Consider the following 25,210-nt stretch of genomic DNA (forward strand, 5'->3'; position numbering starts at 1 on the left):
GGCGTGGCCGTCGGGGCGGTCACCGCGCCTTCGCCGCTGCGTCCGCGAGCTGGCCCACGGTGCGGTCGAGGGCGTAGCGCCAGCCGTCGACCGAGGCGCTGGAGAAGGCCTGGGACACGTCGCGGTCCGACAGCAGCACACCGCGCCCCGCGGCGACCGACGGCACGGCCTTCCACAGCGGGTCGTTCGCGATGGCCGAGGTGTCCTTCGAGATCGCCTGCATGACGGTGACGTCGGCGTCGAGGAGGTTCATCCGCTCCCGCGAGATCGGGACCGAGAAGCCGTCGGTGCGCTGCGACTCGATCTGCGGGGCGTTGACCATGCCCAGCTCCTTCAGGAACGCCAGGCGCCCGGAGTCGCCGGTGTAGGCGGCGTACTCGCCGAGGGTGTTGCGGGCCCCGGACACGACGGTGGCGCCCTGCAGCTGCGGGTGCTGCGCGCGGGCGTCGGCGAAGCGCTGCTCCAGGTCGGCCTGCGCGCGCGCCGCCTCCTGCGGCTTGCCGACCGCGGCCCCGACCATGCGGAGCTGGTCGCGCCAGGTCGTCTTGTAGTTCTCGCCGCCGGCCGGGATGCCGATCACCGGCACGCCCAGCTGGGTCAGCCGGTCGTGGCGCTCCCGGTCGCCGGAGGAGCGGGTGTCGAGGATCAGGTCCGGGTCCAGGGCCGCGACGGCCTCCAGGTCGACCTCGAGCGTGCCGAGGATCTGCGGCGGGGTGGTGTAGCGGGCCTGCACCCACGGTCCGAGGCCGTCACCGCCGACGGCCAGCCAGTCCGCGGCCCCGACCGGCTCGACGCCCAGGGCCAGCGCGGTCTCGGCGTCGCTCCACCCGAGGGCGACGACCCGGCGGGGCTGCTCGGGGACGGTGACGTCGCCGAACGCGGTGGGGACCGTCACCGGGAACGCACCGTCCCCGGACGGGGTGGTCCCCGACGGTGTGGTCCCGGGCTCTGGTGAGCCGCATCCGGCCAGCAGCATCAGCACGATGAGCAGGCCGGAGAACAGGGGGAGCGTTCGTCGCACGGAAGGGCCGCCTTTCCACTTCACAGGTGACCCTCACTTCATCATCTCGGTACGGCGGACGGAAGAGCGGACCGCAGCCGTGTGTGCCACAGATGCCGCCGGGCGGCCGCAGCGGGGCTCCGACGGCCTCGACCGTGACGGCTCGGCTGCGGCGGGCTCAGTTCTGGTCGGGGCGGAGACCGTCGACCTGCTCGGAGCCGGTCGCGGACGGCTCCTGCGAGTTCCCGGGCTCGGCCCCGGCGGGGACGTCGGCCGCGCCGGTCGCTGCGCAGGACTCCTCGACCGACTGCGGCCGGGCCGCGGCCGGGTCGGGGGTCGGCGACGCGCTCGACGAGGACGACCGGGACGACCGGGACGACTCCGAGCTCGTCGACGGCTGCGTCGTCGGGGCGGCGAGTGACGGTGCGGTCCCGGGCGCCGGCTCCGGGGGCGGGTCGGCGATGGCGTTGCGGACGACCTCGCGCATGTAGGGGACGTCCGGGTCGGCGGTGACGAAGTAGCCCGTCGAGGAGTTCGGGTCCGGCAGCGACGGGTCGAACGCGACGCTCTCCAGCCGGAACCCCTCGTCGGCCAGGACGGCCAGCGCGGGCAGCACCTGCTGGGGCATGTCGGTGGCCACGTTGTCCCGGGTCACCGCGGCGATGCTCTGGAACCGGGAGATCAGCTCGGTCGCGGTCGTCTGCGAGATGACGGCCTGGATCAGGCAGCGCTGGCGGCCCATTCGCTGGTAGTCGGTGCCGTCACGGCGGGAACGGGCGAACCACAGCGCGTCCTCGCCGCCCAGGGTCTGCACCCCGGGGCTGATGTAGCGGTCCGGGGTGACGTGCCGGCCGAACGCGGTGACGCCACCGACCGGGATCGGCTCGGGCCCGACGTTCACGGTGACCCCGCCGACGGCGTCGATCATGGAGGAGAACCCGGCCATGTTGACCTCGAGGTAGTAGTCCAGCGGCAGGCCGGTCATGTACGCGATCGAGGACTGGAGCAGGTTGATACCGGGCGAGGAGGTCGGTCCCGACGGGGCGATCTCCGGGTGCTGCTCGGCGTAGGCGTAGATGGCGTTGAGCAGGTAGTCGCCCGACAACGGCTGCGACGGGTCGTGGAAGCCGTTCGGGAACTTCTCCGCGGCCGGGCTGCCCGGCGGGAACTCGGCCCGCTGGATGTTGCGGGGCAGGCTGAACAGCGTCGTCCGGCCGGAGCGGGTGTCGATGCTGGCGACCATCATGGTGTCGGTACGGGTGCCGGTCCGGTCGTCGCCGGCGTCGCTGCCCAGCAGCAGCACGTTGAGCCGGGGCTTGCCCAGCGCCTCGGCCGCCGAGGTCCCGCCGCCCTGGAACAGCGAGTTCAGCAGCCCGCGCTGGGAGTTGACCAGCTCGACGCCGTAGCCGAACGGGACGGCGACGGCGAGGCACAGCAGGGCCGCTGTCCCGGTGCCGACGATCTTCTGGCCGAGCGGCATCCCGCGCGGCCGGGCCAGCGCGTAGGTCCGCGCGACCTGGGCGATCCAGGCGATGCCGGCGACCACCAGCGCGCCCGCGATGACGGTCAGCGTGGTCGTCGACAACAGGTTCTGCAGCAGCGTCGACCGCCGGGCCAGCAGCGCCACCGCCGCCAGCCCGACGACGATCGCGACCAGCGTGCCGAGGATCAGCCCGCCGGTACGACGACGGCGCAGCGCGAGATGGCCGCTGCCGGGCACCACGGTGGACGCCGCGGTGAGGCCGAGTGCGGCGGCGAGGGTGCGCCGCGCGGGGTCGGGCGCGGCCGGCGGGCCGGCGGGCGGGGCCAGCGCGGTCTCGCCGTCGCCGTAGTCGTCGTCGCCGTGGCCGTCGACGCTGCCGTCGTCGCGGCCGTCCCGGGCGGGCCGGTTCCAGGATGCCGCGGCGCCGGCCGCTGCGGAGCCTGCCGTGCCTGCTGTGCCTGCCGCGGCACCGGCGGCCAGGCCGGGGCGCGGCGGCCGCGGCGGGGCGGGACGTGCGGCGTCGCGCGCGGGTTCCGGTGTGGCGCCACCCGGACCGGCCGGGCGTGCGTCGGCAGGTCGCCCCTGCGGGCCGTCCGGCCGGCCGCCTTCGGGCCTGCCGCTGTCGGGCCGGCCGGGGACGGCGTCCGGGCGGACCGCGCCGGAGGACCGCGCACCGGATCCGGCGGGGGCACCGGGGGCACCGGGGGCACCGCCGGGCCGGCCGCCGGAACGCGGGTCGGGGCCGCCGGGGCCACCGGGACGGGCGTCACCGGGGTGCCGGGGCCCACCCGGCGGCACCGGCCCGGGTCCGGACCGCCCCGGGCCGCTCGGGGCCGAGGGTGCGCCGGGGCGCGACGGTGCGTCCGGGCGCGAACCACCGGACACGGCGCCACCGGACACGGCGCCACCGGGACGGTCGCCGGGCCGGCGCGGGACGATCGGCAGCTCGCCGCTCAGCCGGGCCGCGCGGTCGCGCTCCTGCGGCGGGGCGTCGGGCTCGGACGCGCGGTGCCGCCGGTGCTCGGCGGCGGTGTCCGGCCGGCCGGGGACCTTCACGGTCTCTCCGATGCCGCGGCGGGTCGCGCGGATGGACCGGATGTCGGTGGGCCTGCTGTCGCTGTGCCCACCACGGCCCGGGGCCTCCGACCGCGTCGACCGGGACGTCCAGGCGGCGGCCCGCCGGGCGGCGGCCCGGGCCTCGCGCTCGCGCCGGGGGAGCCAGGACTCGTCCTCGGCGGGACGCCCGGCTCCGTCCGGCCGGCCGGGACGCCCGCGGTCGGGACGCGCCGCGGGACCGGTTCCCGGGCGCTGGTCACCGGCGGGCGGACGCGGCGCACCGGTGGCGGGCGGCCCGGGACGTCGCGGGCCGCCCGACGGCTCCTGGGGCGGCCTGCCGGATCGGGGTGGTCTGCGGTCGCCGGGCCTACCGGACTGCGGGGCCGGGGCCCCGGCAGACCCGGGTGGGGGAGCGGCGCCGCCACGGGGGTGCGGCGGCGGGGTGTCGCGACGGTCGTGCGGCGGGACCTCGGCGCGGTCCCGGGGCGGCGGGCCGCCGTGCCGTGCCTCGTCCCGCAGGTGCGGACGGTCGTCGCGGCGGGCGTGATCGGGAGGGCCGGGTCGTCGTGGCCGGTCCGGACCGGTCGGGCGGGAGCCCTCCGGCGGTCGTTCGTCCACCCGGAGCACCCCCTTCACTGGTCGGCACGGGCAGGACGGCCGTGCCGCGCGGAGGAGCGGCACGTGCCTGCGCACCCGGCGGCGACGACGGCGCTCGGGTTCCGGTGAGAGTACTTGCCGTGATCACGATCTCGATGGGCGGCCACCCACCCGGGAGGGGCTTCCGGACAGGGGGGACACACCCGTCACTGGTAGGACACGAAGACCGGCGACTCGGGCCGGACGGCATAGGTCTCACGCGGGGTGAAGGTCGGCCGGTCCTCGTCGATGAAGTTCTTCCAGCCCCACCACAGACCCTGCGGGCGGGGCGCGGCGTGCAGCGCGTTCCAGGTCTCGGTCTTCTCCTGGCGGGTGCCGTAACCGTCGGCGTGCAGCACGGTCGCGAGCTCGCGGTGGGAGGTGACCACGGTCTGCCGGTCGGAGATCATGGAGACCCGGAACTGGTGGATCAGGAACACCTTCTGCGGCAGCCCCTTCTCGCGCACCAGCGCGGCCAGCCACTCCGAGGTCCGGTTGATCTCCGCTGCGGTCACGGACCCGATCTGCGCGCCGTGACGCTGGCCCGGCTCCAGCCGCCACTCGGGGTCGAGCGCGAGCCCGACGTGCGGCTGCGCGAGCAGCTCGGCGTAACGCTTCGCCTGGGTCGTGAAGTCGGTGGTGCCGGGCTGCAGGTCCAGCACCACGTAGACGCCGGCCTTCCCGGCCTGCTCGACCCACGGCCGCAGCTCGTCGACGCTCATCTCCGCGGAGTAGTCGCCGTCCGGGCCGGGGACGCGGTCGGCGACCGTCGTGATGATCTCGAACGCCGGCACGACGGGCTCGCGTACGAGCGGCTGGAAGTCGGCGGCGAGGTCCTTCGCGCGGGCGATCGAGCGCGGCAGGTCCTGCTCGCCGAGGACGCCCATCGACGGGGTGCCCGGGTGGCCGTAGAGCGCGGCCATCCGGCGGCCCGGGAAGACCTCGGTGCCGCCGCCGGGCAGCTCCGGCACCGCGGGCGCGGCGGAGGTCGGCGCCGGCTGCGCGGGGGCCGGCGGGGGCGGCGCGGCCGGGGCCGGGGCAGCGGCGGAGGAACAGCCCGCGACCACCGCGCAGGCCGTCAGCAGCGCCAGGAGCAGCACCGGCGGACGTGCGCGCCACCCGGGGCGACGACGGTTCGTGACGGACAGGACGTGCGAGGACTCACCCGAGATGGACACCGGTCACCAGGCTAGGCGACAGGATCACGCACGGCAGTCCGAACGGTCACCGGGCGTGTCGGTGATGCGACGGGCCGTGGCCCGCCGCGGTCATCCGCCCCGGGTCAGCGCGGGACGACGGGCCCGTCCGGGCCGTCCTCGGGCCCGCGCTGCGGCCGCGGCGGCCGGCCCCGCAGGATCCGCTTGAGGCCCGCGGTGTGCCGGCGGCTGACGGGCAGCTCGACCGCGCTGGGCCCGTTGCCGAGGCGGACGACGTACCCCGACCCGGACATGCGCAGCTCGGTGATCAGCGGCAGCGACACCAGGTAGGCACGGTGGATCCGGACGAACCCGGCCTCGCCCCAGCGCTCCTCCAGCACCGAGACCGGGATGCGGACCAGGTGGCTGCCCTCGTTGGTGTGCAGCCGGGCGTAGTCGCCCTGGGCCTCGACGAACCGGATCGAGGAGCGGGGGACCAGCTTCGTGGTGCCGGCCAGCTCCACCGGCACGACCTCGTCGTCGGTGGTCGCGGCCGGGGCGCCCCGGCGGGCGACCGGTGGCGCGGCCGCGCCACCCGGATCGGCGCCGTGGCGGGCGGGCGCCGCGGGCGGGCCGTTCTCGGCCCGCCGGGCCGCGCGCAGTGCCAGGGTGCGGTCCAGCGAGCCGGACAGCCGCTCGGTGCGCAGGGGCTTGAGCAGGTAGTCGACGGCACCGACCTCGTAGGCGTCGACGGCCCGGTCGTCGTGGGCGGTCACGAACACCACCGGCGGCGGGTCGGCCATCGCGTTCAGCACCCGGGCGAGCTCCAGGCCGTCGAGGCCGGGCATCCGGATGTCGAGGAACACGACGTCGACGGTCGGGGTGGTCGCGTCGGCCTGCGAGCCGTGCAGGATGCGCAGCGCCTCCGTGGCGTTCGGCGCGGTCAGCGCGGTCTCGACCCGCTGGTCCTCGCCGAGCAGGTGCGCCAGCTCGAGCAGGGCCGGTTCCTCGTCGTCGACGGCGAGGACGGTGAGCCGGGTCCCCGCCGGGGCGGCGGGGGACGGCTGCGGCGGCTCCGGGGCGCGGAGCTGACCCGGGACCCCGATGGGCCGGTGGTTGCTCGCGGCGCCGTACCCGGGCTGCAGCACATGGCCGACCGGGCCGGGCGTCGCGCCCGAAGCGTGCCCACCCCGCGCGTGGCTGTACACGGCTCCTCCTTGCCGCGGGCACACCGCCCGCTGACCGGTGACTGCGGGCACACCGTAGCGAGACCGCGGAGCGTCACCGACGGCCGGTCCCGCCTCGCGCCCCACACGATCCGGGGTGGGCCGTCGGAGGGGGCGTGACAGCGGAGCGTCACGAGTCGTGGCTGCCGGTCGTGTCAGCGGCGCCGTCCGGCCGGGGGGAGCGGACCGGGTCGGCGTCGTGGCTGGTCGGGCGGAGGGTCGTACCCTCGCCGATCGGACGGGCCGTGGGTGGGTGTCATTGTGGCACTCGGTGCCGAAACGCTACCGTGCGTGAGAACCGCCACGTGGGACCGTTTCGTATCCGGTCGGCGTGTCGGACCGGCCGTGACCGACGACGGCCGGGCGCACACCTCCGACTGCGAAGGGGCAGCCATGGCGAGCACGAAGGACTGGTTCGAGACGGTCGCGGAGGCGCAGCGACGGGCGCGCAGGCGCCTGCCGAAGTCGGTCTACTACGCGCTGGTCGCCGGCGCGGAGCAGGGGATCACGCTGGCGGACAACGTCGCCGCCTTCGACGAGCTCGGCTTTCGCCCGCACATCGCGGGGCTCCCGCCGCAGCGGGACCAGAAGACGACCGTGATGGGCCAGGAGATCGACCTCCCGGTCCTGATCTCGCCGACCGGCGTCCAGGCCGTCGACCCGGAGGGCGAGGTCGCCGTCGCGCGGGCCGCGCACAGCTCCAACATCCAGAACCCGCTGAACCCCGAGCAGACCGTGTCGACGGCCATGGGGCTGTCGTCGTTCGCGTCCCGCTCGGTCGAGGACGTCTGCGCCGTCCACGACAAGGTCTTCTTCCAGGTCTACTGGGCCGGGTCCAAGGAGGACATCCTCGAGCGCGCCCTGCGTGCGAGGCGGGCGGGCGCCAAGGGCCTCATCGTGACCCTCGACTGGACCTTCGCCACCCGCCGTGACTGGGGCAGCCCGCCCATCCCGGAGAAGGTCGACGTCAAGGCCGCGCTGCAGTTCGCGCCCGAGATGATCACCAAGCCGCGTTACCTGCTGGACTGGGCGAAGTCCGGGAGGATCCCGGACCTGAAGGCCCCGAACATGGCGCCCCCCGGCGGCGGTGAGGCCCCCACCTTCTTCGGCGCCTACGGCGTCTGGTGGACCACCCCGTTGCCGACCTGGGACGACATCGCCTGGCTCCGCGAGAAGTGGGGCGGCCCGTTCATGGTCAAGGGCATCATGCACCCCGACGACGCCCGCCGCGCCGTCGACGCGGGCGCCACCGCGATCTCGGTGTCCAACCACGGCGGCAACAACCTCGACGGCACCCCGGCCGCGATCCGGGCGCTGCCCGCGATCGTCGACGCCGTCGGGGACCAGGTCGAGGTCGTGATGGACGGCGGCATCCGCCGCGGCGGCGACGTCGTCAAGGCGCTCGCGCTCGGGGCCCGCGCGGTCCTCATCGGCCGCGCCTACCTGTGGGGCATGGCCGCGCAGGGCGAGCGCGGGGTCACCAACGTCCTGTCGGTCCTCTACAAGGGCATCGACGAGGCGCTGCTGGGCCTGGGGAAGAAGTCGATCCACGAGCTCTCCCGCGACGACCTGATCGTCCCGGAGAACTTCACCCGCGTCTCCAAGTTCTGAGCGTCCGGCTGGTGCGGGGCCCGGCGCGACCGGGCCCCGCACCACCGTCGGTTCAGAGCGGGAACGTGACCCGGGTCAGCTCCTCGGCGCGCTCCCAGAGCGCCCGCTGCATCCGCCGGTCGTGCGAGGCCGCGGTGGACCCGACCGGGCGCGGGTTGCCGCGCGTCTCGCCGATGCCGTCCGGTCCGATGTAGGCGCCGCCGGGCAGATCCGGGACGGTCGCGGCGAACAGCGTCGGCAGCGCCCCGGCCGCCGCGGACTGGGCGACCACCTTGTTGAGCACGCCCATCAGCGCGTCCTGGACGGACTCGGTGCGCGACTGCAGGTTGGTCGCCGCGTACCCGGGGTGTGCGGCCATCGAGCGCAGCCGCGACCCGGCCGCCACGAACCGGTGCTCCAGCTCGTAGGCGAACATCAGGCAGGCGAGCTTCGACTGGCCGTAGGCGGTCCAGCGCTCGTAGCGGCGACGCTCGAAGTTCAGGTCGTCGATGCCGATCCGGCCCATCCGGTGGACCACGCTGGACAGCGTCACGACGCGGTCGGTGATCCGGTCGGCCAGCAGACCGGTCAGCGCGAAGTGGCCGAGGAAGTTGACACCGAGCTGGGTCTCGAAGCCGTCCGCGGTGCGGGAGAACGGCACCGCCATCAGCCCGGCGTTGTTGACGAGCACGTCGGCGGTGCCCTCGAACCCGGCGGCGAACTCGCGGACCGAGGTGAGGTCGCCCAGGTCGAGCCGGCGCACCGAGACCGCACCACCCAGCTCGGAGGCGATCTCCTCGCCGCGCGTGGTGTTCCGCACGGCCAGCACGACGCGTGCACCGGCCTGCACCAGGGCCCGGGTGGTCTCCAGCCCGAGGCCGCTGGTGGCGCCGGTGACGATCACGGTCCTGCCCTGCTGGGGCGGGATGTCCGCCGTCGTCCAGGGGGCGGGTGAGGTCCGGAACACGGGGGGACTCCTTCACGGGGGACGGGTCCCCAGGTCTACCCGGTCGGCCCGGGTCCCGCCCGCCCACACCCCGGACGGGTCAGCCCGCCACCTCGGCGGCCCGCCGATCGCGCCGGGCCGAGACCAGGGCGTCGACGAGCAGGAACACGATCAGCGAGACCCCCAGCACCGGCAGGACCAGCCCGGCCGCCACCGCGGCGAACCCGACCAGCGCCACCGCGGCGGGGGAAGGCCGCTCCCGCGACCCGGGCGGTCCGGCGAGGCCACGCGAACCGTCAGGCCGGGTCGGTCTGCGCAGCCACCACATCCGGTAGCCCCACACGACCAGCACGACCACGGCGCAGGCGAGCGCGGCGAGCGCCACCAGGTTGACCGTGCCGAACAGCAGGCCCATGTGCGCGTCGATGCCCCAGCGGGCGAGCTTCGCCGCGACCGGCCAGTCCGCGAAGGCGAGCCGGTCGGTGACCGTCCCGGTCGCCGGGTCCACGGCCACGGAGTCCTGCTGCGACGGCCAGCTGCGCACCGTCTGCTGGACCTTCCAGGCCTCCCCGGGGTCGCCCGGGGTGAGCTCCACCGGCCCGGCGAGGCCGTCGGCGCGGGCGGCGTCGAGGACCCGCTGGGCGACGGCGGGGACCGCCTGCGGGGCGACCGCGCCCGTCGCGGAGCCCGCCACGGGCGCGGTCGCGTCGCCACCGGCGGCGGGCAGCGTGCTGCTGACCGACGGCGTCGTCCAGTCCAGGGCGGTGCGCAGCGCGCTCACGTTGGCCCCCGCGAACTGCGACCAGGTCAGGCCGGTCGCGGCGAGGAACAGGAACCCGACCGAGGCCCAGACGCCCACCGCGCCGTGCCAGGACCGCAGCCGCGACCGCGACGAGCCGCCGGTCCGCGGCAGCAGCCGCTCACGGCGTCGTCGTACCCGGCGGGTCACCTGCACAACGAGGCCGGACAGCGTGAGCACGGCCAGCCAGGACGCCGCGAGCTCGGTGTAGACCTGCCCGGGCGGGCCCAGCAGCAGCGAGCGGTGCAGGTTGTCGATCACCCCGCGGGCCGGGAGCCACTCGGCGTAGGTGTCGAGGGTGGCCCGCACCTGCGCGGTGTACGGGTCGACGAACACGGTACGGCTGTAGCTCTCGGGCAGGTCGGCGTCGAACGACACCCGGGTCGTCGCACCGGGCTCGCGCGCGGGCCGGATCTCGGTGACGGGCAGGCCCGGCTGGGTCGCGACGGCCGCCTCGACCTGCCGGGACAGCGGGAGCTCCGGGCCGCTGACCGGGGCGGTCAGCGCGTCGGCGTAGAGCCAGCGCTCGATCGGCGGCGACAGCGTGTAGAGCAGCCCGGTCAGGGCCGCGACGAGCAGGAACGGGCCGACGAACAGCCCGGCGTAGAAGTGGATCCGGGTGACGAGGCCCTTCAGGCCCCGGAACAGCGGCGGGCGCCCGGGCGGCGGGACGGGAGTCCCGGGCCGGGTGTCGAGGCCGGCGCTCACCAGCCCGCCACCATCGCCGCGAGCATGACGACCATGCCGAGGCTCATCGCCGCGTGGCAGGCGGCGTCGGAGCGCGCGCCCAGCCGGCGCGCCGGTGCCGTCGGGGCCTCGACCCGCTCGGCGACCGCGGTGGTCGTGCCCCCCGTGCCCGCTGTGCCCGTCGCCTCTGCCGTCCCACCGACCTCGGCCGGCGCCGTCCGCGCGGCACCGACCGCCGTGCCCCCGGCGGGGTCGGCGCAGTCGCAGGCGGCGGGGTCGGTCGCGTCGCCGGTCGCGCGGGCGTCGTCGGGGGTCAGCGGGTCCCCGGCGACGCGGTCGTGGCTCAGCGCGCGGGCACCCCAGTACCCGGCGGCGGCCAGCAGCACGGCGCACAGCGCCACGGTCACCGAGACCGCCCATCCGGCCGGGCCCGCCGCGTGGGCGGTCCCGGACATGTCCATGGCGTCGCCGCCGCCGTGGTGGGCGTGGGCACCGCCGCCGCCCGCGGCTTCCGCCGGCGAGGCCATGATCAGCGGCATCGCGGCCAGCATCCAGACCATCGCCGCGGCCATCAGCGCGTGCGCCGCGCCCGCGAGCCGTCCCGAGGGGCCGCAGGGAATCCCGCGGGAGGCGGTGACCAGGAAGAACACGCCCAGGACACCGAACAGGACGATCTGGGTCCACAGGCCGGCGCTGCCGTACCAGGTCCAGGTCATGACGACCATCGCCGCGCTCATCAGCAGGTGGGCGAGCTCCGCGGTGCGGTGCGCGGCGGAGCGGCGCTCCGAGACCGCGGTGGCCCAGCGGGCCAGGGCGTAGAACCCGGTCGCGGCGAACAACGCCGTCAGGGCCCAGGCCAGCGGCAACGACGAGATCACAGGTCCTCCTCGGGGGCGGGGGAGGTGCGGGGGCGCACGACGGGAGTGGTCGTCGGCGCGGCCCGTCCGGTTCCCGCCGGTACCCCTCCGGCGGGTGCGACGCCGGTCACCCCCGTCGTGGGGGGACGGCACGCGGCGGCGGTCCGGGTGGAGCGGTCGGGCAGAGCGGGCCGGGGTGGAGTGGGCCGGGGCGCGGCGCGGGCTCAGGTGCGGGCGGCGCGCCGGACACCGGAGGCGGGCGCCCCGGCGGTCCCGGTGCCGTCCTCGCCGAGGGCGCGCAGCAGGTCCTCGCGGGCCCGGGCGACCCGGGACCGGATCGTGCCGACCGGGCAGCCGCAGACCTGCGCGGCCTCGGCGTAGCCCAGGTCCAGGACCTGCGTCAGGACGAACGCCTCGCGACGCTCGTCGGGCAGCGCGTCGATCAGCGTCCGCAGCAGGACGGCCTCCTGCGCGCCCGTGCGGGGCACCGCGCGCTCCAGCACGTCCTGGGTGTCCTCGCCGAGGTCGCGCACCCGGGGCCGCCGGACCGCGGTGCGCACCGCGTCGACGGCGACCCGGCGGGCGACCGACAGCAGCCAGGTGCGGGCGGTGGAGCGGCCCGCGAACGAGGGCAGCGACCGCAGCGCCCGCAGGAACGTCTCCTGCGCGAGGTCCTCGGCGTCGTCGCGGCCGGCGAGGTGGACGAGGAAGCGGTGGACGTCGACCTGGGTCGCCCGCACGAACTCCGCGAGCGCGGCGGTGTCACCGGCCCCCGCGGCCAACGCCCACGCCGTCACGGTGGCGTCGTCGTGGCGTTCGGGCACGCTGGTCACGGTAGCCGTCGCCCGTTCGGGGACGAAGCCCGACCCGGTCACCGTCCGCTCCATGGGAACACGGTGCGTGACCGGGCCAATGCTGTCCGGACGCGACCGCCGCGGGGTGTCCGACATGTGGATCAGTGGTTCCGCGGCGTCGCCGGAGGTGGCCCGCCGGGGAGGAGGATCCCGCCGGCAGGGCGCGGGCGGCTCAGCCCGCGGTGCGGGAGGCGAGCAGTCGGAACGCCGGCGTCGGCAGCTCGGGAGCGAGGTCGACCACGCAGGTCCGGGCCAGGATCTCCAGCGTGCGCGGGCAGGCGCCGGGGCCGTGGTCGATCTCGGTGCCGTTCGCCGCGTACGGGTCGAACCCGGGGTGCAGCGGGTTGCGGGCCTGCAGCGAGCGCCAGTTCGTGTAGACGTGCCGCCCGGTGTCGATCAGCCGGTGCACGCCGCGGCGGGCACCGAACTCCGCGGCCGCCTCGGGGGTCGCGAAGGCCAGCGCCAGCCCGGCGGCGTTCGCCGGGTCGTGGTGCGGCACCGGCTGCAGGTCACGCCCGATCCGGTCCGACAGCGCCGAGAGCATGATGTCGCGGTGCCGCCTGCGCCGGGCGATCTGCGCACGCAGCCCGGCCAGCTGCGGCCGCAGCACCGCCGCGGACAGCTCGGGCATCCGCAGGTTGACCCCGACGATCAGGTCCGCGTCGGCCCCGGCGAACCCGGCGCGCTCGTAGCTGCCGACGTCGTGGTACATCGACGCCCGCTCGAACAGCTTCGGGTCCCGGGTGACCAGGGCGCCGCCCTCGCCGGAGCGGATGTTCTTGTGCTGGTTGAAGCTGAAGGCCCCGGCGTGGCCGATCGACCCGGCCGGGCGCCCCCGGTAGGTGACGCCGATGGCCTGGCAGGCGTCCTCGATCACGACGAGGTCGTGGGCGGCCGCGACGTCCATGATCGCGTCCATGTCGGCGACGTGGTTGAGCATGTGCACCGGCAGCACCGCCCGGCTGCGCGGGGTGATCCGGTCCTTGAGGTCGGCCGGGTCCATGGTGAGCGAGGCGTCGACCTCGACCAGGACCGGCACGGCGCCGACGGCGAGCGCCGCGGCGGCCGTCGACACCCAGGTGTAGGCGGGGACGAGCACCTCGTCGCCGGGGCCGATCCCGGCGCCGACCAGCGCCGCGACCAGGGCGCTGGTGCCGCTGTTGACGGCCAGTGCGTGCGGGGTCCCGAGGAACCCGGCGAGCTCGGACTCGAACCGTGCGACCTCCGAGCGGTCGCCGCCGGTGAAGCGGCCCAGCTCCCCGCGCCCGAGGACCCGGACCGTCGCGGCCATCCCCCGTGCGGTCGTCGCCATGGCGGCGAGTCCCATACCGTGCTCCTCCGGATACGAACCGTGTGAACCGGGCAACACGGTACCGGGCGGGGTCGGCACGACCGGGGGACGGGAGGGTAGGGGCAGCCACAGCGTCCTCACAGCGGAGCCGGGGCACCATCAACGGCAGTACCGCACCACGTTCGGAAGGAACCGCCCTCCATGCTCATCGACACCCGGCGCGCGCTCCCCGGCTCCATCTTCGAGGCCGAGGTCTGCGTGATCGGCAGCGGTCCGGCCGGGGCCGCGGCCGCGACCGAGCTGGCCGACCGCGGCCTGCGCGTCGTCGTCCTGGAGGGTGGCGGCCCGGGCCTGAGCCGTACGGCCCGCGACACCTACCGGGGGATCAGCGGGCGGGGCAAGCACGACCCGGTCGACGCCGTCCGGCAGAAGCGCCTCGGCGGCACCTCGCTGGTCTGGGGCGGCCGCTGCGCCCCGCTCGACGACATCGACTTCGCCGACCGCGAGTGGATGCCGGGCGCCGCGTGGCCGATCCCGCACGACGAGCTGCGCGCCTGGTACCCGGTCGCCCAGCGGCACCTCGACGCCGGTGCCTGCGAGTACTCGGCCGCCGAGTCGGGCTTCCCGGCGCCCCCGCCCGGGCTCCGCAGCGACACCCTGCGCTGGGACGACCTGTGGCGCTGGAGCCCGCCGACGTCGTTCGCGCCGACGGTGGAGAACATGGCGAAGGCCGGCCGGATCCGGCTGTTCCTGCACGCGACCGTGGCCCGCCTGGAGCGCGACCCGGTGTCGGGCACCGCGACCGAGGCCGTCGTCGTCCCGCGGCCGGGGTGCGACATCCGGATCCGGGCGCAGCACTTCGTCGTCGCGGCGGGTGGTCTGGAGTCGGTCCGGATCCTGCTCGCCTCCGACGGCTACGGCGGCACCGGGACCGGGGCCGGGATCGGCGACGAGTACGGCCAGGTCGGGCGGCACTACATGACCCACCCGGTGGGCGAGGTCGGACGGCTGCAGCTGACCACGGCCGGGCGCGCGTTGGGCCTGGGCTACCTGCCCACCGACGACGGCGTCTACGCCCGCCGGATGCTCTCGCTGTCCCCGCAGGCCCAGGCCGACCACCGGTTGGGCAACCTGAAGGCGGCGCTGTGGTTCGCCGACCCGAAGGACGCCGAGCACGGCGACGCGCTGCTGTCGACGTTCGCCCTGACCTACTGGGGCCTGGGCAAGCTCCGTGCCGGGTTCAAGGCCGCCGGGACACACGCCCAGTACAGCCACACCACCGACATCGGCCACCACATGCGCAACGTCGCCGCCGACCCGCTGCGGGTGGCGCGGTTCGCCCGCGGCTGGGCGCGGCCGCGGATCACCGGGGAACGGCGGCTGCCGTCGTTCATGCCGCTGGACTCCGCGCACTGCCGGCTGCGGTTCGACGCCGAGCAGACCCCCGACCCGGCGAACCGGGTCACGCTCGACCGCGAGCGCGACGCGCTGGGCCAGCACCGGCTGCGGGTCGACTACCGGGTCTCCGCCGGCGACCGGGAGGCGATCGCGACCTCGCTGTCGCTGATCGGCAAGGAGCTGGAGCGGACCGGGATCGCCCACGTCGACCTGTCCGACGTGGAGCGCGTGCACGACATGGACATGACCGACGGCACCCATCAGATGGGCCTGCTGCGCATGTCGGACTCGCCGCGCAGCGGGGTCGTGGACCCGGCGTGCCGGGTGCACGGCACGCCGAACGTGCACATCGCCTCCAGTGCGGTGTTCCCGTCGGCCGGGGCGGTCGGGCCGACGCTCGCGCTGGTCGCGCTGGCCTGCCGGACCGCAGAGCTGATCGCGGTCGACGTCCGGGGCTGAGCCCCGCGGTCGGCGTGACCGGGTGGTCGCCGCGGGAACCTCGCGTCGCCGCTAGGCGGGCGGAGCTGCGACCGGAGACGCGGGGCGACCCCGCAACAGGGCGGCGGCGAGTGCCGCGCCGACCGCGAGGAGCCCTGCCCCGATCGTCATGGCGACGGTGAACCCCGGCCCGAACGACGCCGGGTCGGCCGGGGCGTCCCCGCGGATCCCCGCGATGGCGGGCACGGCCGCCACCGCGAGCAGGCCGGCCGCCCGCGCGATCGCGTTGTTGACCCCCGACGCGACGCCGGCGTGCCGGTCCGCCGCCGCGTCGAGCACCGCGGTGGTCAGCGGCGCGACGGCCGCGGACAGCCCCAGCCCGACCAGCGCCGTCGCCGGGAGCACGTCGGTGAACCAGCCCGCTCCCGGCCCGATCCGTGACGCCAGCAGCATCCCGGCCGCGGCCAGCAGCAGCCCGCCGGTGACCAGCGGTGCCGGGCCGGTGCGCGTCGCGAGCCGCCCGGCGCGGGCCGACAGCAGCAGCATGAGCACGGTGACCGGCAGCGTCGCGGTCCCGGCCAGCAACGGGGAGAACCCGGCCACGATCTGCAGCTGCACGGCGAGCAGCACGAACAGCAGGCCCAGCGCCGCGTAGACGGCCACCGTCACCACGTTCGCGCCGGTGAACCGGCGCCCGTCCCCGGCGTCGCCGGTGCCGGTGAACAGCTCCGGCGGGACCAGCGGGGACCGGCTGCGCCGCTCGACCAGCGCGAACGCCACCAGCGCCGCCACCCCGGCGACGCCCGCGCCCCACACCTGCAGCCCGGGCGACGCACCGGAGCCGGCCGCCGTCCCGGCCCAGGTCAGCAACGCCAGCCCGGCGACGGCGAGCACGCTGCCCGGGACGTCGAGCCGGTGCGCGGCGTCGGGGTCACGCGACTCGGGCACGTGCCGCACCGCCACCGCGACGACGACCGCAGCGAGCGGCAGGTTGATCAGGAACACCGCCCGCCAGGACCACTCCACGAGCGTCCCGCCGACGAACGGGCCCAGCGCCCCCGCGACCCCGCCGAGCCCGGACCAGGCCCCGATCGCCGCCGCCCGGTCCGCACCGTGGAACGACGCCGAGATCAGCGCCAGGCTGCCCGGGGTCAGCAGCGCACCGCCGACCCCCTGCAACGCCCGGGCCGCGGCGAGCACCTCGACGCTCGGCGCCAGCCCGCACAGCAGTGAGGCCAGCGCGAACCACACCGCCCCGGTCACGAAGATCCGCCGCCTGCCGAACCGGTCACCCAGTGAGCCGCCGAGCAGGATCAGCCCGGCCAGGGTCAGGGTGTAGCCGTTGACCGTCCACTGCAGCCCCGCGAAACCGGCGCCGAGGTCCTCGGCGATGCGGGGCAGCGCGATCGTGACGACGGTGTTGTCGAGCATCGCCATGCCCGAGCCGAGCACGCAGGCCGTGATGACCCAGCGGCCGGCCGCGGTGCCGGTGCGCAGTCCGGTGTCCATGGTCGGCCGAACACCGCGGCGCCCGGGTCTCTTCCGCGGCCACGCCGATCGCCGAGGCCCCCGGCCGGGGCAGCCGGTCACGACTCCCGCCCGCCGCCCGGCCTCGGTGAGCCGCTCGGCCAGCAGCGCCGCGGCGGCCTCGTCCACCCGCCCCACCGACAGCCGCAGCATCTGCCGGTCGTCGGGCAGGAACGCGGTGCCCGGGATCGTCAGGGTGTCGTGGTCGAGCAGCAGTGTCCGGACGACGTCGAGGGTCGGGCGGTCCGGGAACGGGTGGCGCACCCAGGCGAAGAAGCCGCCGAGCGCGGCGATCTCGAACCCGCCCGGCCGGTCGGCGAGCGCGGACCCGACCCACTCCCGTCGCCGGGCGATCTCCGCGACCCGGTCGGCCCGCCACGCCCCGGCCCGGGTGAGCCCGGCCACCGCGGCCTCCTGTCCGGCCCGCGGTGCGCAGATGGCGACGCAGTCGAGCAGCTTGAGCACCTGGCGTCGCAGCTCGGGACCCGCGATCACCGACCCGACCCGGTACGCCGGGATGGCCAGGTCCTTGGAGTAGGAGTGCAGGCTGACCACGGTCGAGCGCCACGACGGGTCGGCGAACAGCGGGTGCGCGGGGGCGTGCGCGTCGGGCCGGAACGAGCGGTAGGTCTCGTCGACGACCAGCGCGAGATCGTGGCGGCGCGCCAGCTCGGCGAACGCGACGATCTCCTCCGGCGGCACCGTCACCCCGCTCGGGTTGCCGGGGCTGACCAGCACGATCGCCCGGGTCCGCGGGGTGATCAGGGCTGCGGCGTCGGCGGCCCGGGGAACCAGGTCCGCGTCCGGCTCCAGGTACACCGGGGTGACGCCACGCATGCGCAGCCACATGTCGTGGTTGAAGTAGTAGGGCAGCGGCGAGATCACCTCGTCGCCCGGCCCGGCGAGGGCGTCGGCGACCACGGCGAAAGCCTGGTTGCAGCCCGCCGTCACGACGACGTCGTCCGGCGTCACGTCCCCGGCGTAGTCGCGCGCCAGCTCCTCGGCGACCGCGCGGCGCAGCGGGGCGATGCCGGGCACCGGCGCGTAGCCGGACAGGGCAGGGTCCCGGGCCACCTCCACCACCCGTTCGACGACCTCCGGTGCCGGCGGGTACGGCGGCGCGGCCTGCGACAGGTCCAGCAGCGGGTGCGTCGCGTTCCGGGCCGGGTCCCGCTCACCGGCGAGCGCCAGCGCCGCGCCGATGGGGGAGTCGCTGCCGGCCGCCGTCGTGGGGTCGAGTCGCACCGTCGGGTGCCGCCTTCCGGGTCGTCGTCGGATCCTGTGGGAACCGATCGTCGCCGACGCCGTACCGGGCGGTCCAGTGGCCCTCCCGCGACCGTGATCCGAGCCCTCAGCCACCACCGAGAACGTCGGCGGCGCCGTCGGCACGCACGTCGCTCGCGGCATCGAGCACCCCGGCCCGCAGGCGTGCGACCTGCACGTGTCCCGCGTCGTCGTGCAGCTCGGGCACGGTGTCCACGTCGAGTGACAGCGCACGGGCCGCGGCGGACAGCCCTTCGGCGTCGGGGACGCCCGGCTCCAGGACGAGTGACGGCCGCTCCCGGCCGAGGTCGCGTGATCCGATCACCCAGCGCGGGCGTGCCAGGACCCCGGCCGGATCGGAGGTGCCGAGCACGTCCTCGGCGGTCTGGGCCAGGATCCACGCCTGCGCTCGGCCGCCCTGACAGCCGAGCGCGACGACGTCGTCGCCGCGCTCGGCGAGCACCGGGCACAGGGTGTGCGGGGGGCGGTGTCCGGGCCGGACCGCTCCGGGGTGCGCCGGGTCGAGGGCGAACGCCGATCCGCGGTTGTGCAGGACGACACCGGTCTCCGGTTCCAGGATGCCGGCGCCGAAGCTCTGGTAGACGCTCTGGATCAACGAGACCGCGGTACCCGTGTCGTCCACGGCCGTGATGGCGACGGTGTCCCCGGCCGGTCGGGGGCCGGGGGCGACCGGCGTCCCGGCCGGTTCCCGTTCCAGCAGCAGGCCGGCGACGTCGATCGGTCCGCCCCGTGGGTCACCGAGCAGCGTGTCGCGCGCCAGCTCCGCCCGGCGGGCGGTGGTGAGTCGGTCCTCGTCCGACCGGAGCATCGCGAGCAACGACGCCCCCTGGCTCGGCGGCGGTGCCACCGACCAGGTCGCGCCGAGCGCGTCGCGGCACAGGGCCGGGCCGTCCTCGGCGGCGTGGGCGGCCATGTCGTCGGTGGTGAGCGGGCAGCCGAGCTTGCGCAGGCCCGCGACCAGGCGGGCACCCACCGCGCCGGTGTAGAACGTGCGCCACCCGGCGCCGACGGCGGTCAGGGTGGCGGCGAGTGCCGGCTGCGTGATCGTCGTGCCGAGCCCCCGTGGCCGGCCGGCGGCGTCGAGCAGCAGCGCGGACAGGCCGGGATCGGCCTCGACGACGGCGCTGCGGCGGGAGATCGCCCTGGCGAGTCCCGCGCTCACGCCCACGCCGCGACGGGCGAGCTCGACCGCCGGTGCGACCAGCTCGGCGAGGTCGAGGCGAGCGCCGAGCCGGTGCACCGCGGCCCAGCCCGCGACGCAGCCCGGCACGGTCACCGACAGCGGGCCACCGGGTGGCATCCGTGGGCCGGCGGCCCGCAGCCCGCCGACGTCGAGCCCGGCCGGCGCCGCACCGACGGAGAGCACCGCGCGTGGGGCTCCGCCCGCCGGCCGCACCACCGCGACGAGATCCCCTCCGACGGAGCACTGGTGCGGATAGGCGACCGTCAGCGCTGCCGCGGCCGCGATCACCGCGTCGAGCGCGCCACCGCCGCGGCCGGTGACGGCCCGCGCCGCGTCGACCCCGGCGACGTGCGGTGCCGCGATCGCGACCCGGGTCGTCACACCCGATCCCGCTCGATCAGGATGGCGCGGGTGAACGAGCCGTCCGCGCCCGCGAGCTTCGCCGGGAGGCAGACCAGCTCGTAGCGGCCGGGCTCGACCGCGTCGAGATCGGCGTTCTCGAGGATCAGCACGCCGTTGCCGAGCAGTTCGTGGTGGACGTCCCAGCTGTCGGTCCGCGAGTGGCCCTCGATGGTCAGGTAGTCGATCGCGATCAGCTCGACGCCGTGCGCGACGAGCCACGTCGCGGCGTCCGGTGCCAGCCCGATCCAGCTGGGCGCCCGTTCGGTCTCCTTGAGGATGCCGGCCGAGTTGGACGTCTTGAGCAGGATCCGCCTCTCGCCCGCCACGCCGGCGGCCTCCAGGTCCGCGGCGGTGACGTCGGCGGTCAGACCGGTCATGTCGACCACCACGGCCTGCCCGACCAGCGAGTCGAGCGAGACCTGGTCGATCGGTGTCGCCCCGTCGACGAAGTGCGCCGGCGCGTCGACGTGGGTGCCGGTGTGGGCCCCGATCCGCCAGCGGGTCACGTTCGAGGCGTCACCGGCCGCGAGTGACTCGACGACCTCGACCTCGGGCTTGCGGCCCCAGTGCAGCATCTCGGGGTGGATGGGCAGGGTGATGTCGTAGATCTTCATGACGGTCTCTCCTCCGGGACGATCAGGGACGGTGCGACGGGTCCGGCCACGGCTCGCGCACGGCGGCCGACACCGCGGCCGCGGTGGTGCGCACGCAGCGGTCGAACTCGGCGCTGCCCTGCGCGGCGTTCGCCTCGGCCACGTCGCGGCCCCAGACGCCGGTGTCGCTGACCTGGTCCATCCGGTAGTCCCAGAACGAGTCGACGTCGCGGTGGGACACCGCGCGCTCCATCCGGACCAGGTCCGGGAACAGGTGCAGCATCACCGAGGTCTCGAAGAAGTTGGCGTGCATCAGGCCGCGGCCGTACGTGACGTGTCCGTCGACCTCGGGGCCGGGGTACATCGTCACGTAGCCCAGCGCCCGGACCCGGGCGTCACCGTGTCGGACCCGCAGCTTCTCGGCGGACACGTCGAGCGAACCGTTGTTCCAGATGTGGCCGTTGAGCAGCACGAACTGGCGGACCCCGGCGCGGTACAGCGAGTCGACCAGGTCCTCGACCAGGGCGATCATCGTCTCGGGGCGCACCGAGACGGTCCCGCCGAACCCGCCGTGCGAGCCGGACACCCCGTAGGTGAGGGTCGGCACGACCGGGACGCCGGTCAGCGCCGAGACCCCGTGCGCGACGGCCTCGCAGATCATCGAGTCGACGGCCAGCGGCAGGTGCGGCCCGTGCTGCTCGGTGGCTCCCACCGGGATGATCACCGAGTCGGCCCCGGTGACCGCCTGCTCGGCCTCGGGCCACGTCATGCGGTCCCAGAGCACCGGGGATCCGGTGCCACCGAGCTCGGCGGCGAGTCCGGCGACCTCGGGCCCCAGGGGTGGTGCAGTGATCACGGGAACGGTCCTCTCCTCGCCGGCGCTCACCAACGCCGGTCCGACTTCTCGGGCAACAGGTCCAGCGCTCGGCGGACGACGACGGCGTCGTCGTCCGGGCGGGTCAGCCACACCCGCGCGTCCGGTGCGTAATCGCTGATGAGCTCCCGGCACACCCCGCACGGGGCGATGATCCGGAACCGGTCCGCCGGCTTGACCTGCACCGACACCACGGCCTCGACGGTCGCGAGGGACACCCCGGCGGCCCGGGCGGCACCCAGCGCCACGCCCTCGGCGCAGACCGAGCTGCGCCGGCAGGAGCCCTCGACGTGCACTCCGGTGTGGACCGTGCCGTCACCGGCGCGCAGCGCGGAGGCGACCTCGTGCCGGCCGGGCACGACGACCCGGCCGAGCTGGGCCTGGGCCGTGTCGAGCAGCGCGGCATCGGCGGCGGTCATCTCGGCGGGCGGCGTGACCCGCAGCAGTGCGGCGGACGCGGCGGCGCTCATCGGCCGAGTCCGAGCAGGCGGGCGTAGTTCCCGCCCTCGACCAGGGCCCGGTCGTCGTCGTCGGGGATCGCCTTGGCGATCTTCATCCGCTCCAGGTCGAAGTCGGAGCCGGGCCACTCGCTGCCCATGAGGATCTTCTCCGGGCCCAGCCGGGAGTAGGCCCGCCTGACGTCGGAGACCAGGGTCGCCGAGGTCTCCAGGTACACGTGCGCACGCCGCTCCGCGACGATGATCGCCTCGGGGACGTTCCACACCGCCCCCATGTGCGCGATGATCGTCGGGACCCCGGGGTGGTCCTTGGCGATCTCCTCGATCGCCAGGGGCGCGCAGAACGCGTCGTCCAGGGCGTTGATCAGGATCGGCAGGCCGAGCCGCGCGCAGAGGTCGAACACCGGGTCGAGCAGCCCGTGGTCGGCGACGTGGTAGCCGTGCATGCTCGGATGCAGCTTCAGCCCCCGCAGCCCGGCCGCGGCGATCCGCTCGATCTCCTCCAGCGCGTCGTCGTCCTGCGGGCGGACCTGTCCGAACCCGATCAGCCGGTCCGGGTGCTTGCCGACCAGCTCGACGAGGAAGTCGTTCTCGATCCGCTGGGCGAGCGAGCAGACCATCGCCATGTCGACGCCGGCGGCGTCCATCCGGTCCAGGATCCGCTGCGGGTCGAACGGGGTGTACGGCGGCGGCGCCTGGCCGGGACGGGCGCCGGTCAGGTAGTCGGAGCGGCCCCGGACGTCCTGGGTGGTGTTGTAGGCGTCGATGATCACGGGTGGACGGGCCTCCTGGGGGCGGAGCCGGCCGGTGCGGCCGGGCCGGGGACGGGTGGGGTGAGGTCGAGCAGTGGCAGGTGGCAGCGGACCGAGCGGCCCTCGCCGATCGGCCGCAGGGCGGGTTCCTCGTCGGCGCAGCGCCGGACGGCGTGCCGGCAGCGGGTCCGGAAGCGGCACCCCGACGGCGGGGCGGCGGGGTCGGGCAGCTCGCCGGACAGCACGATCCGCTCCCGGGTCCGTTCCAGCACCGGTACCGCGGAGAGCAGCGCCTCGCCGTAGGGGTGCGCGGGTGCGGAGAAGAACGCCCCCCGCGGGGCCACCTCGATGATCTGCCCGAGGTACATGAGCGCGATCCGGTCGGCGATGTGGCGGACCACGCCCAGGTCGTGCGAGATGAACAGCAGGGTGAGGCCCTCGTCACGGGTCAGCCCGGTCAGCAGGTTGATCACCTGGGCCTGGATGGAGACGTCGAGCGCCGAGACCGGCTCGTCGGCCACGACGAATCGCGGCGACGGCGCGAGCGCCCTGGCGATGCCGATCCGCTGCCGCTGCCCACCGGAGAACTCGTGCGGGCGCCTGCTCCCGGCGGCCCGTCCCAGCCCGACCCGCTCCAGCAGCTCGCCGACGCGCTCGTGGGCCGCACCCCGGGACATGCCGCGGGCCCGCAGCAGCGGTTCGGCGACGATGTCGGCGACCGTGCGTCGCGGGTTCAACGAACCGAACGGGTCCTGGAACACCATCTGCATGTCCCCGCGCAGCGGCCGCATCCGGGTGCTGGTCAGGTCGGTGATGTCGCGCCCCCGGTAGTGGATGCGACCGCCCGAGGGATCGACCGCACGCAGCAGCGCCCGGCCCAGCGTCGACTTGCCGCAGCCGGACTCGCCGACCAGGCCCAGCGTCTCGCCCTCGAGGATGTCGAGATCCACCCCGGCGACGGCGCGCACCGGGCGGCCCCCGCCGTCGCGGTAGGAGACCTGCAGGTTCTCGGTACGCACGAGTGGCACGCTCACCGGGCACCCCCGTTCCCGGCGGTCGCCGGCTCGCGTACGCAGGCGTCGAGGTGTCCCGAGCCGGGCTCTCGGGGCCGTAGCGGCGGGCGGGTTCCGCACTCCTCGACGGCGTCCGCGCAGCGCGGTCGGAACGCGCACCCCTCCGGCCGGTCGACCCCGGTCAGCGGGGCGCCGGGGATCGCGAACAGGGACTCGGCCGGCGGGCCGTCGATCCGCGGGACCGATCGGAGCAGCCCGACGGTGTAGGGATGGCGGGGCCGGCGCAGCACCTCGTCGCGGGTGCCGTGCTCGACGACCCGGCCCGCGTACATCACCGCGACCCGGTCGGCGACCTCCGCGACCACGCCGAGATCGTGGGTGATCAGCACGATCGACGAGTCGTGCTCGGCGCGCAGCCGCCGCAGCAGCTCCAGGACCTGGGCCTGGATGGTGACGTCGAGCGCGGTGGTCGGCTCGTCGGCGATCAGCACGGCGGGCTCGTTGGCGAGCCCGGTCGCGATCATCACCCGCTGACGCATCCCGCCGGAGAGCTGGTGCGGGTAGGACCGGGCGGTGCGTGCGGGGTTGGCGATGCCGACGTCGTCGAGCAGCTCCTCGGCGCGCTCCCAGGCCGCTGCGCGGCGCAGCGGCTGGTGCAGCCGCAGCATCTCCGAGACCTGTGCGCCCGCCCGGTGCAGCGGGTTGAGCGCGGCCAGCGAGTCCTGGAAGACGACGGCGACGTCGCGGCCACGGACCTCGCGCAACTCGGCCTCGCTCGCCTCGACCAGGTTGCGGCCCCCGAACTCGACCTGCCCGCTCACGTGCGTGCGCGGGCCGCGGTTGAGCCCGACCAGGCTCATCGTCAACGCGGACTTGCCGGAGCCGGACTCCCCGACCAGGGCCAGGATCTCGCCGCGGCGCAGGTCGAGGTCGACACCGTCGACGGCGGGCAGCCGGCCGTCCGGGGTGTCGAAGCCGACGCGCAGGTCACGGATCCGCATGACGGTCTCCGGCGGCCCGGTCACGGTCCGCTCCGGACGCCGGTCAGCTCCGCGACGGCCGTCCCGATCACCGTGCACACCTCGTCGGCGTGCACCAGCGGGGAGAAGTGGCTGCCCGGGACCGAGCTGGTGGTGGCGCCGGCCCGCGCGGCCATGTCCCGCTGGGCGGCCGGGAGCAGGGTCGCATCGCCGTCGGCGACCTGGTACCAGCTCGGCAACACGCGCCAGGCCGGCTCACCGGTGGGCTCCTCGAAGATCTTCCTGTCGGCGACCCGGTTCTCCGCGATGCGGCCGGCGCGCAGCTCCGGGCCGAGGTCCCAGCCGATCTCGGCCCAGTAGGCCGCGCTGCGTTCGGAGCGCCACTCGCCGTCCGGCCCGCGCCGCATGTGCGCCGAGACCGGCGCGGGGTCGTAACGCTCCACGATCTGCTGCACGGTCTCGCCGGCGTCCGGGGCGAACGCGGCGATGTAGACGAGCCCGGCCACCCGCGGGTCCCGGCCGACGTTCGTGATCACCGCCCCGCCGTAGGAGTGGCCGACGAGCAGCACCGGTGCCTGCAGCGCGTCGAGGGCGGTGGTGGTGTGGGCGACGTCGTCGGTCAACGACGTCATCGGGTTGGTGACCGTCGTGACGTCGTGGCCGCGGCGCCGCAGCTCCGGCAGCACGGCGTCCCAGGTCGCCGGCGTACCGCCGGCGCCGTGCACGAGCAGGATCCGCACGGGTGAC

20 protein-coding genes are annotated in these 25,210 nt (G+C 75.5%); 2 read left to right on the plus strand and 18 right to left on the minus strand.

The genetic code is table 11. The features are described 5' to 3' along the window. Positions 1-19: 19 nt before the first annotated feature. From Ae505Ps2_RS13760 to Ae505Ps2_RS13780, 4 genes are all read right to left on the minus strand, one after another. A complete protein-coding gene (locus Ae505Ps2_RS13760; RefSeq protein ID WP_139319225.1) occupies positions 20-1,021 on the minus strand; it encodes an ABC transporter substrate-binding protein in 1,002 nt (333 codons plus the stop codon). Between the two features lie 157 nt (positions 1,022-1,178). After that, entirely contained in the window at positions 1,179-4,157 is a 2,979-nt protein-coding gene (locus Ae505Ps2_RS13765; protein ID WP_139320175.1) for an LCP family protein, read from the minus strand. A 185-nt stretch (positions 4,158-4,342) separates the two neighbouring features. Continuing rightward, entirely contained in the window at positions 4,343-5,353 is a 1,011-nt protein-coding gene (locus Ae505Ps2_RS13775; protein WP_226359982.1) for a hypothetical protein, read from the minus strand. 104 nt (positions 5,354-5,457) lie between these two features. Then, entirely contained in the window at positions 5,458-6,519 is a 1,062-nt protein-coding gene (locus Ae505Ps2_RS13780) for a LytTR family DNA-binding domain-containing protein (RefSeq protein ID WP_255407892.1), read from the minus strand. 411 nt (positions 6,520-6,930) lie between these two features. On the opposite strand from Ae505Ps2_RS13780, the gene mftD reads away from it, so the two are divergent. Next, on the plus strand, positions 6,931-8,148 hold the full coding sequence (mftD, locus tag Ae505Ps2_RS13785; RefSeq protein ID WP_075312226.1) for a pre-mycofactocin synthase MftD: 1,218 nt from the start codon (positions 6,931-6,933) through the stop codon (positions 8,146-8,148). 52 nt (positions 8,149-8,200) lie between these two features. Here the strand turns inward: mftD and Ae505Ps2_RS13790 are convergent, their stop codons facing one another. The 5 genes from Ae505Ps2_RS13790 to Ae505Ps2_RS13810 form a co-directional block, all read right to left on the minus strand. Further along, the gene (locus Ae505Ps2_RS13790; RefSeq protein ID WP_075333073.1) at positions 8,201-9,094 is read right to left on the minus strand and encodes an oxidoreductase; all 894 of its coding nucleotides are present in this window, start codon (positions 9,092-9,094) and stop codon (positions 8,201-8,203) included. A gap of 79 nt (positions 9,095-9,173) precedes the next feature. Then, positions 9,174-10,580 (minus strand): PepSY domain-containing protein, encoded by a 1,407-nt coding sequence (locus Ae505Ps2_RS13795; RefSeq protein ID WP_083695644.1) that lies wholly within the window; start codon positions 10,578-10,580, stop codon positions 9,174-9,176. After that, on the minus strand, positions 10,577-11,437 hold the full coding sequence (locus tag Ae505Ps2_RS13800; RefSeq protein WP_075307851.1) for a DUF5134 domain-containing protein: 861 nt from the start codon (positions 11,435-11,437) through the stop codon (positions 10,577-10,579). The genes Ae505Ps2_RS13795 and Ae505Ps2_RS13800 overlap by 4 nt, the downstream gene beginning before the upstream one ends. A gap of 203 nt (positions 11,438-11,640) precedes the next feature. Continuing rightward, positions 11,641-12,240: a sigma-70 family RNA polymerase sigma factor gene (locus tag Ae505Ps2_RS13805; protein ID WP_051050517.1), complete on the minus strand. Its 600-nt coding sequence runs from the start codon at positions 12,238-12,240 to the stop codon at positions 11,641-11,643. Between the two features lie 202 nt (positions 12,241-12,442). Further along, the gene (locus tag Ae505Ps2_RS13810) at positions 12,443-13,597 is read right to left on the minus strand and encodes an aminotransferase class I/II-fold pyridoxal phosphate-dependent enzyme (RefSeq protein WP_020628369.1); all 1,155 of its coding nucleotides are present in this window, start codon (positions 13,595-13,597) and stop codon (positions 12,443-12,445) included. Between the two features lie 165 nt (positions 13,598-13,762). Here Ae505Ps2_RS13810 and Ae505Ps2_RS13815 point away from each other — a divergent pair, with 165 nt between their 5' ends. Continuing rightward, entirely contained in the window at positions 13,763-15,418 is a 1,656-nt protein-coding gene (locus Ae505Ps2_RS13815; protein ID WP_020628368.1) for an FAD-dependent oxidoreductase, read from the plus strand. Between the two features lie 51 nt (positions 15,419-15,469). Here Ae505Ps2_RS13815 and Ae505Ps2_RS33400 read toward each other — a convergent pair whose 3' ends face one another. The 9 genes from Ae505Ps2_RS33400 to Ae505Ps2_RS13860 all read right to left on the minus strand — a co-directional run bounded on the left by Ae505Ps2_RS33400 (position 15,470) and on the right by Ae505Ps2_RS13860 (position 25,203). Next, entirely contained in the window at positions 15,470-18,169 is a 2,700-nt protein-coding gene (locus Ae505Ps2_RS33400) for an aminotransferase (protein WP_075553676.1), read from the minus strand. A gap of 106 nt (positions 18,170-18,275) precedes the next feature. Next, entirely contained in the window at positions 18,276-19,772 is a 1,497-nt protein-coding gene (locus Ae505Ps2_RS13825; protein ID WP_075553677.1) for a gamma-glutamyltransferase, read from the minus strand. Further along, positions 19,769-20,407 (minus strand): cyclase family protein, encoded by a 639-nt coding sequence (locus tag Ae505Ps2_RS13830; protein ID WP_075307848.1) that lies wholly within the window; start codon positions 20,405-20,407, stop codon positions 19,769-19,771. The genes Ae505Ps2_RS13825 and Ae505Ps2_RS13830 overlap by 4 nt, the downstream gene beginning before the upstream one ends. A gap of 22 nt (positions 20,408-20,429) precedes the next feature. Beyond that, the gene (locus Ae505Ps2_RS13835) at positions 20,430-21,242 is read right to left on the minus strand and encodes a creatininase family protein (RefSeq protein WP_139318788.1); all 813 of its coding nucleotides are present in this window, start codon (positions 21,240-21,242) and stop codon (positions 20,430-20,432) included. Between the two features lie 26 nt (positions 21,243-21,268). After that, positions 21,269-21,730: a hypothetical protein gene (locus Ae505Ps2_RS13840; protein WP_198932136.1), complete on the minus strand. Its 462-nt coding sequence runs from the start codon at positions 21,728-21,730 to the stop codon at positions 21,269-21,271. After that, entirely contained in the window at positions 21,727-22,491 is a 765-nt protein-coding gene (locus Ae505Ps2_RS13845; RefSeq protein ID WP_075307845.1) for an amidohydrolase family protein, read from the minus strand. Before Ae505Ps2_RS13845 ends, Ae505Ps2_RS13840 begins: the two co-directional genes overlap by 4 nt. Next, a complete protein-coding gene (locus tag Ae505Ps2_RS13850) occupies positions 22,488-23,489 on the minus strand; it encodes an ABC transporter ATP-binding protein (protein WP_233147448.1) in 1,002 nt (333 codons plus the stop codon). Before Ae505Ps2_RS13850 ends, Ae505Ps2_RS13845 begins: the two co-directional genes overlap by 4 nt. Before the next feature lie 11 nt (positions 23,490-23,500). After that, the gene (locus Ae505Ps2_RS13855; RefSeq protein ID WP_198932137.1) at positions 23,501-24,508 is read right to left on the minus strand and encodes an ABC transporter ATP-binding protein; all 1,008 of its coding nucleotides are present in this window, start codon (positions 24,506-24,508) and stop codon (positions 23,501-23,503) included. Further along, complete coding sequence (locus Ae505Ps2_RS13860) at positions 24,505-25,203, minus strand: alpha/beta hydrolase (RefSeq protein ID WP_075307841.1); 699 nt, start codon at positions 25,201-25,203, stop codon at positions 24,505-24,507. The genes Ae505Ps2_RS13855 and Ae505Ps2_RS13860 overlap by 4 nt, the downstream gene beginning before the upstream one ends. Between the last annotated feature and the right edge of the window lie 7 nt (positions 25,204-25,210).

It is taken from the genome of Pseudonocardia sp. Ae505_Ps2 (assembly GCF_001932425.1).
Lineage (GTDB): Bacteria > Actinomycetota > Actinomycetes > Mycobacteriales > Pseudonocardiaceae > Pseudonocardia.

Bases quoted from the DNA above. Each gene is read 5' to 3' on its own strand.
- mftD (WP_075312226.1), top strand. From the start codon at position 6,931: ATGGCGAGCACGAAGGACTGGTTCGAGACGGTCGCGGAGGCGCAGCGA.
- Ae505Ps2_RS13810 (WP_020628369.1), bottom strand. From the start codon at position 13,597: ATGGGACTCGCCGCCATGGCGACGACCGCACGGGGGATGGCCGCGACG.
- Ae505Ps2_RS13815 (WP_020628368.1), top strand. From the start codon at position 13,763: ATGCTCATCGACACCCGGCGCGCGCTCCCCGGCTCCATCTTCGAGGCC.
- Ae505Ps2_RS13830 (WP_075307848.1), bottom strand. From the start codon at position 20,407: ATGAAGATCTACGACATCACCCTGCCCATCCACCCCGAGATGCTGCAC.
- Ae505Ps2_RS13840 (WP_198932136.1), bottom strand. From the start codon at position 21,730: ATGAGCGCCGCCGCGTCCGCCGCACTGCTGCGGGTCACGCCGCCCGCC.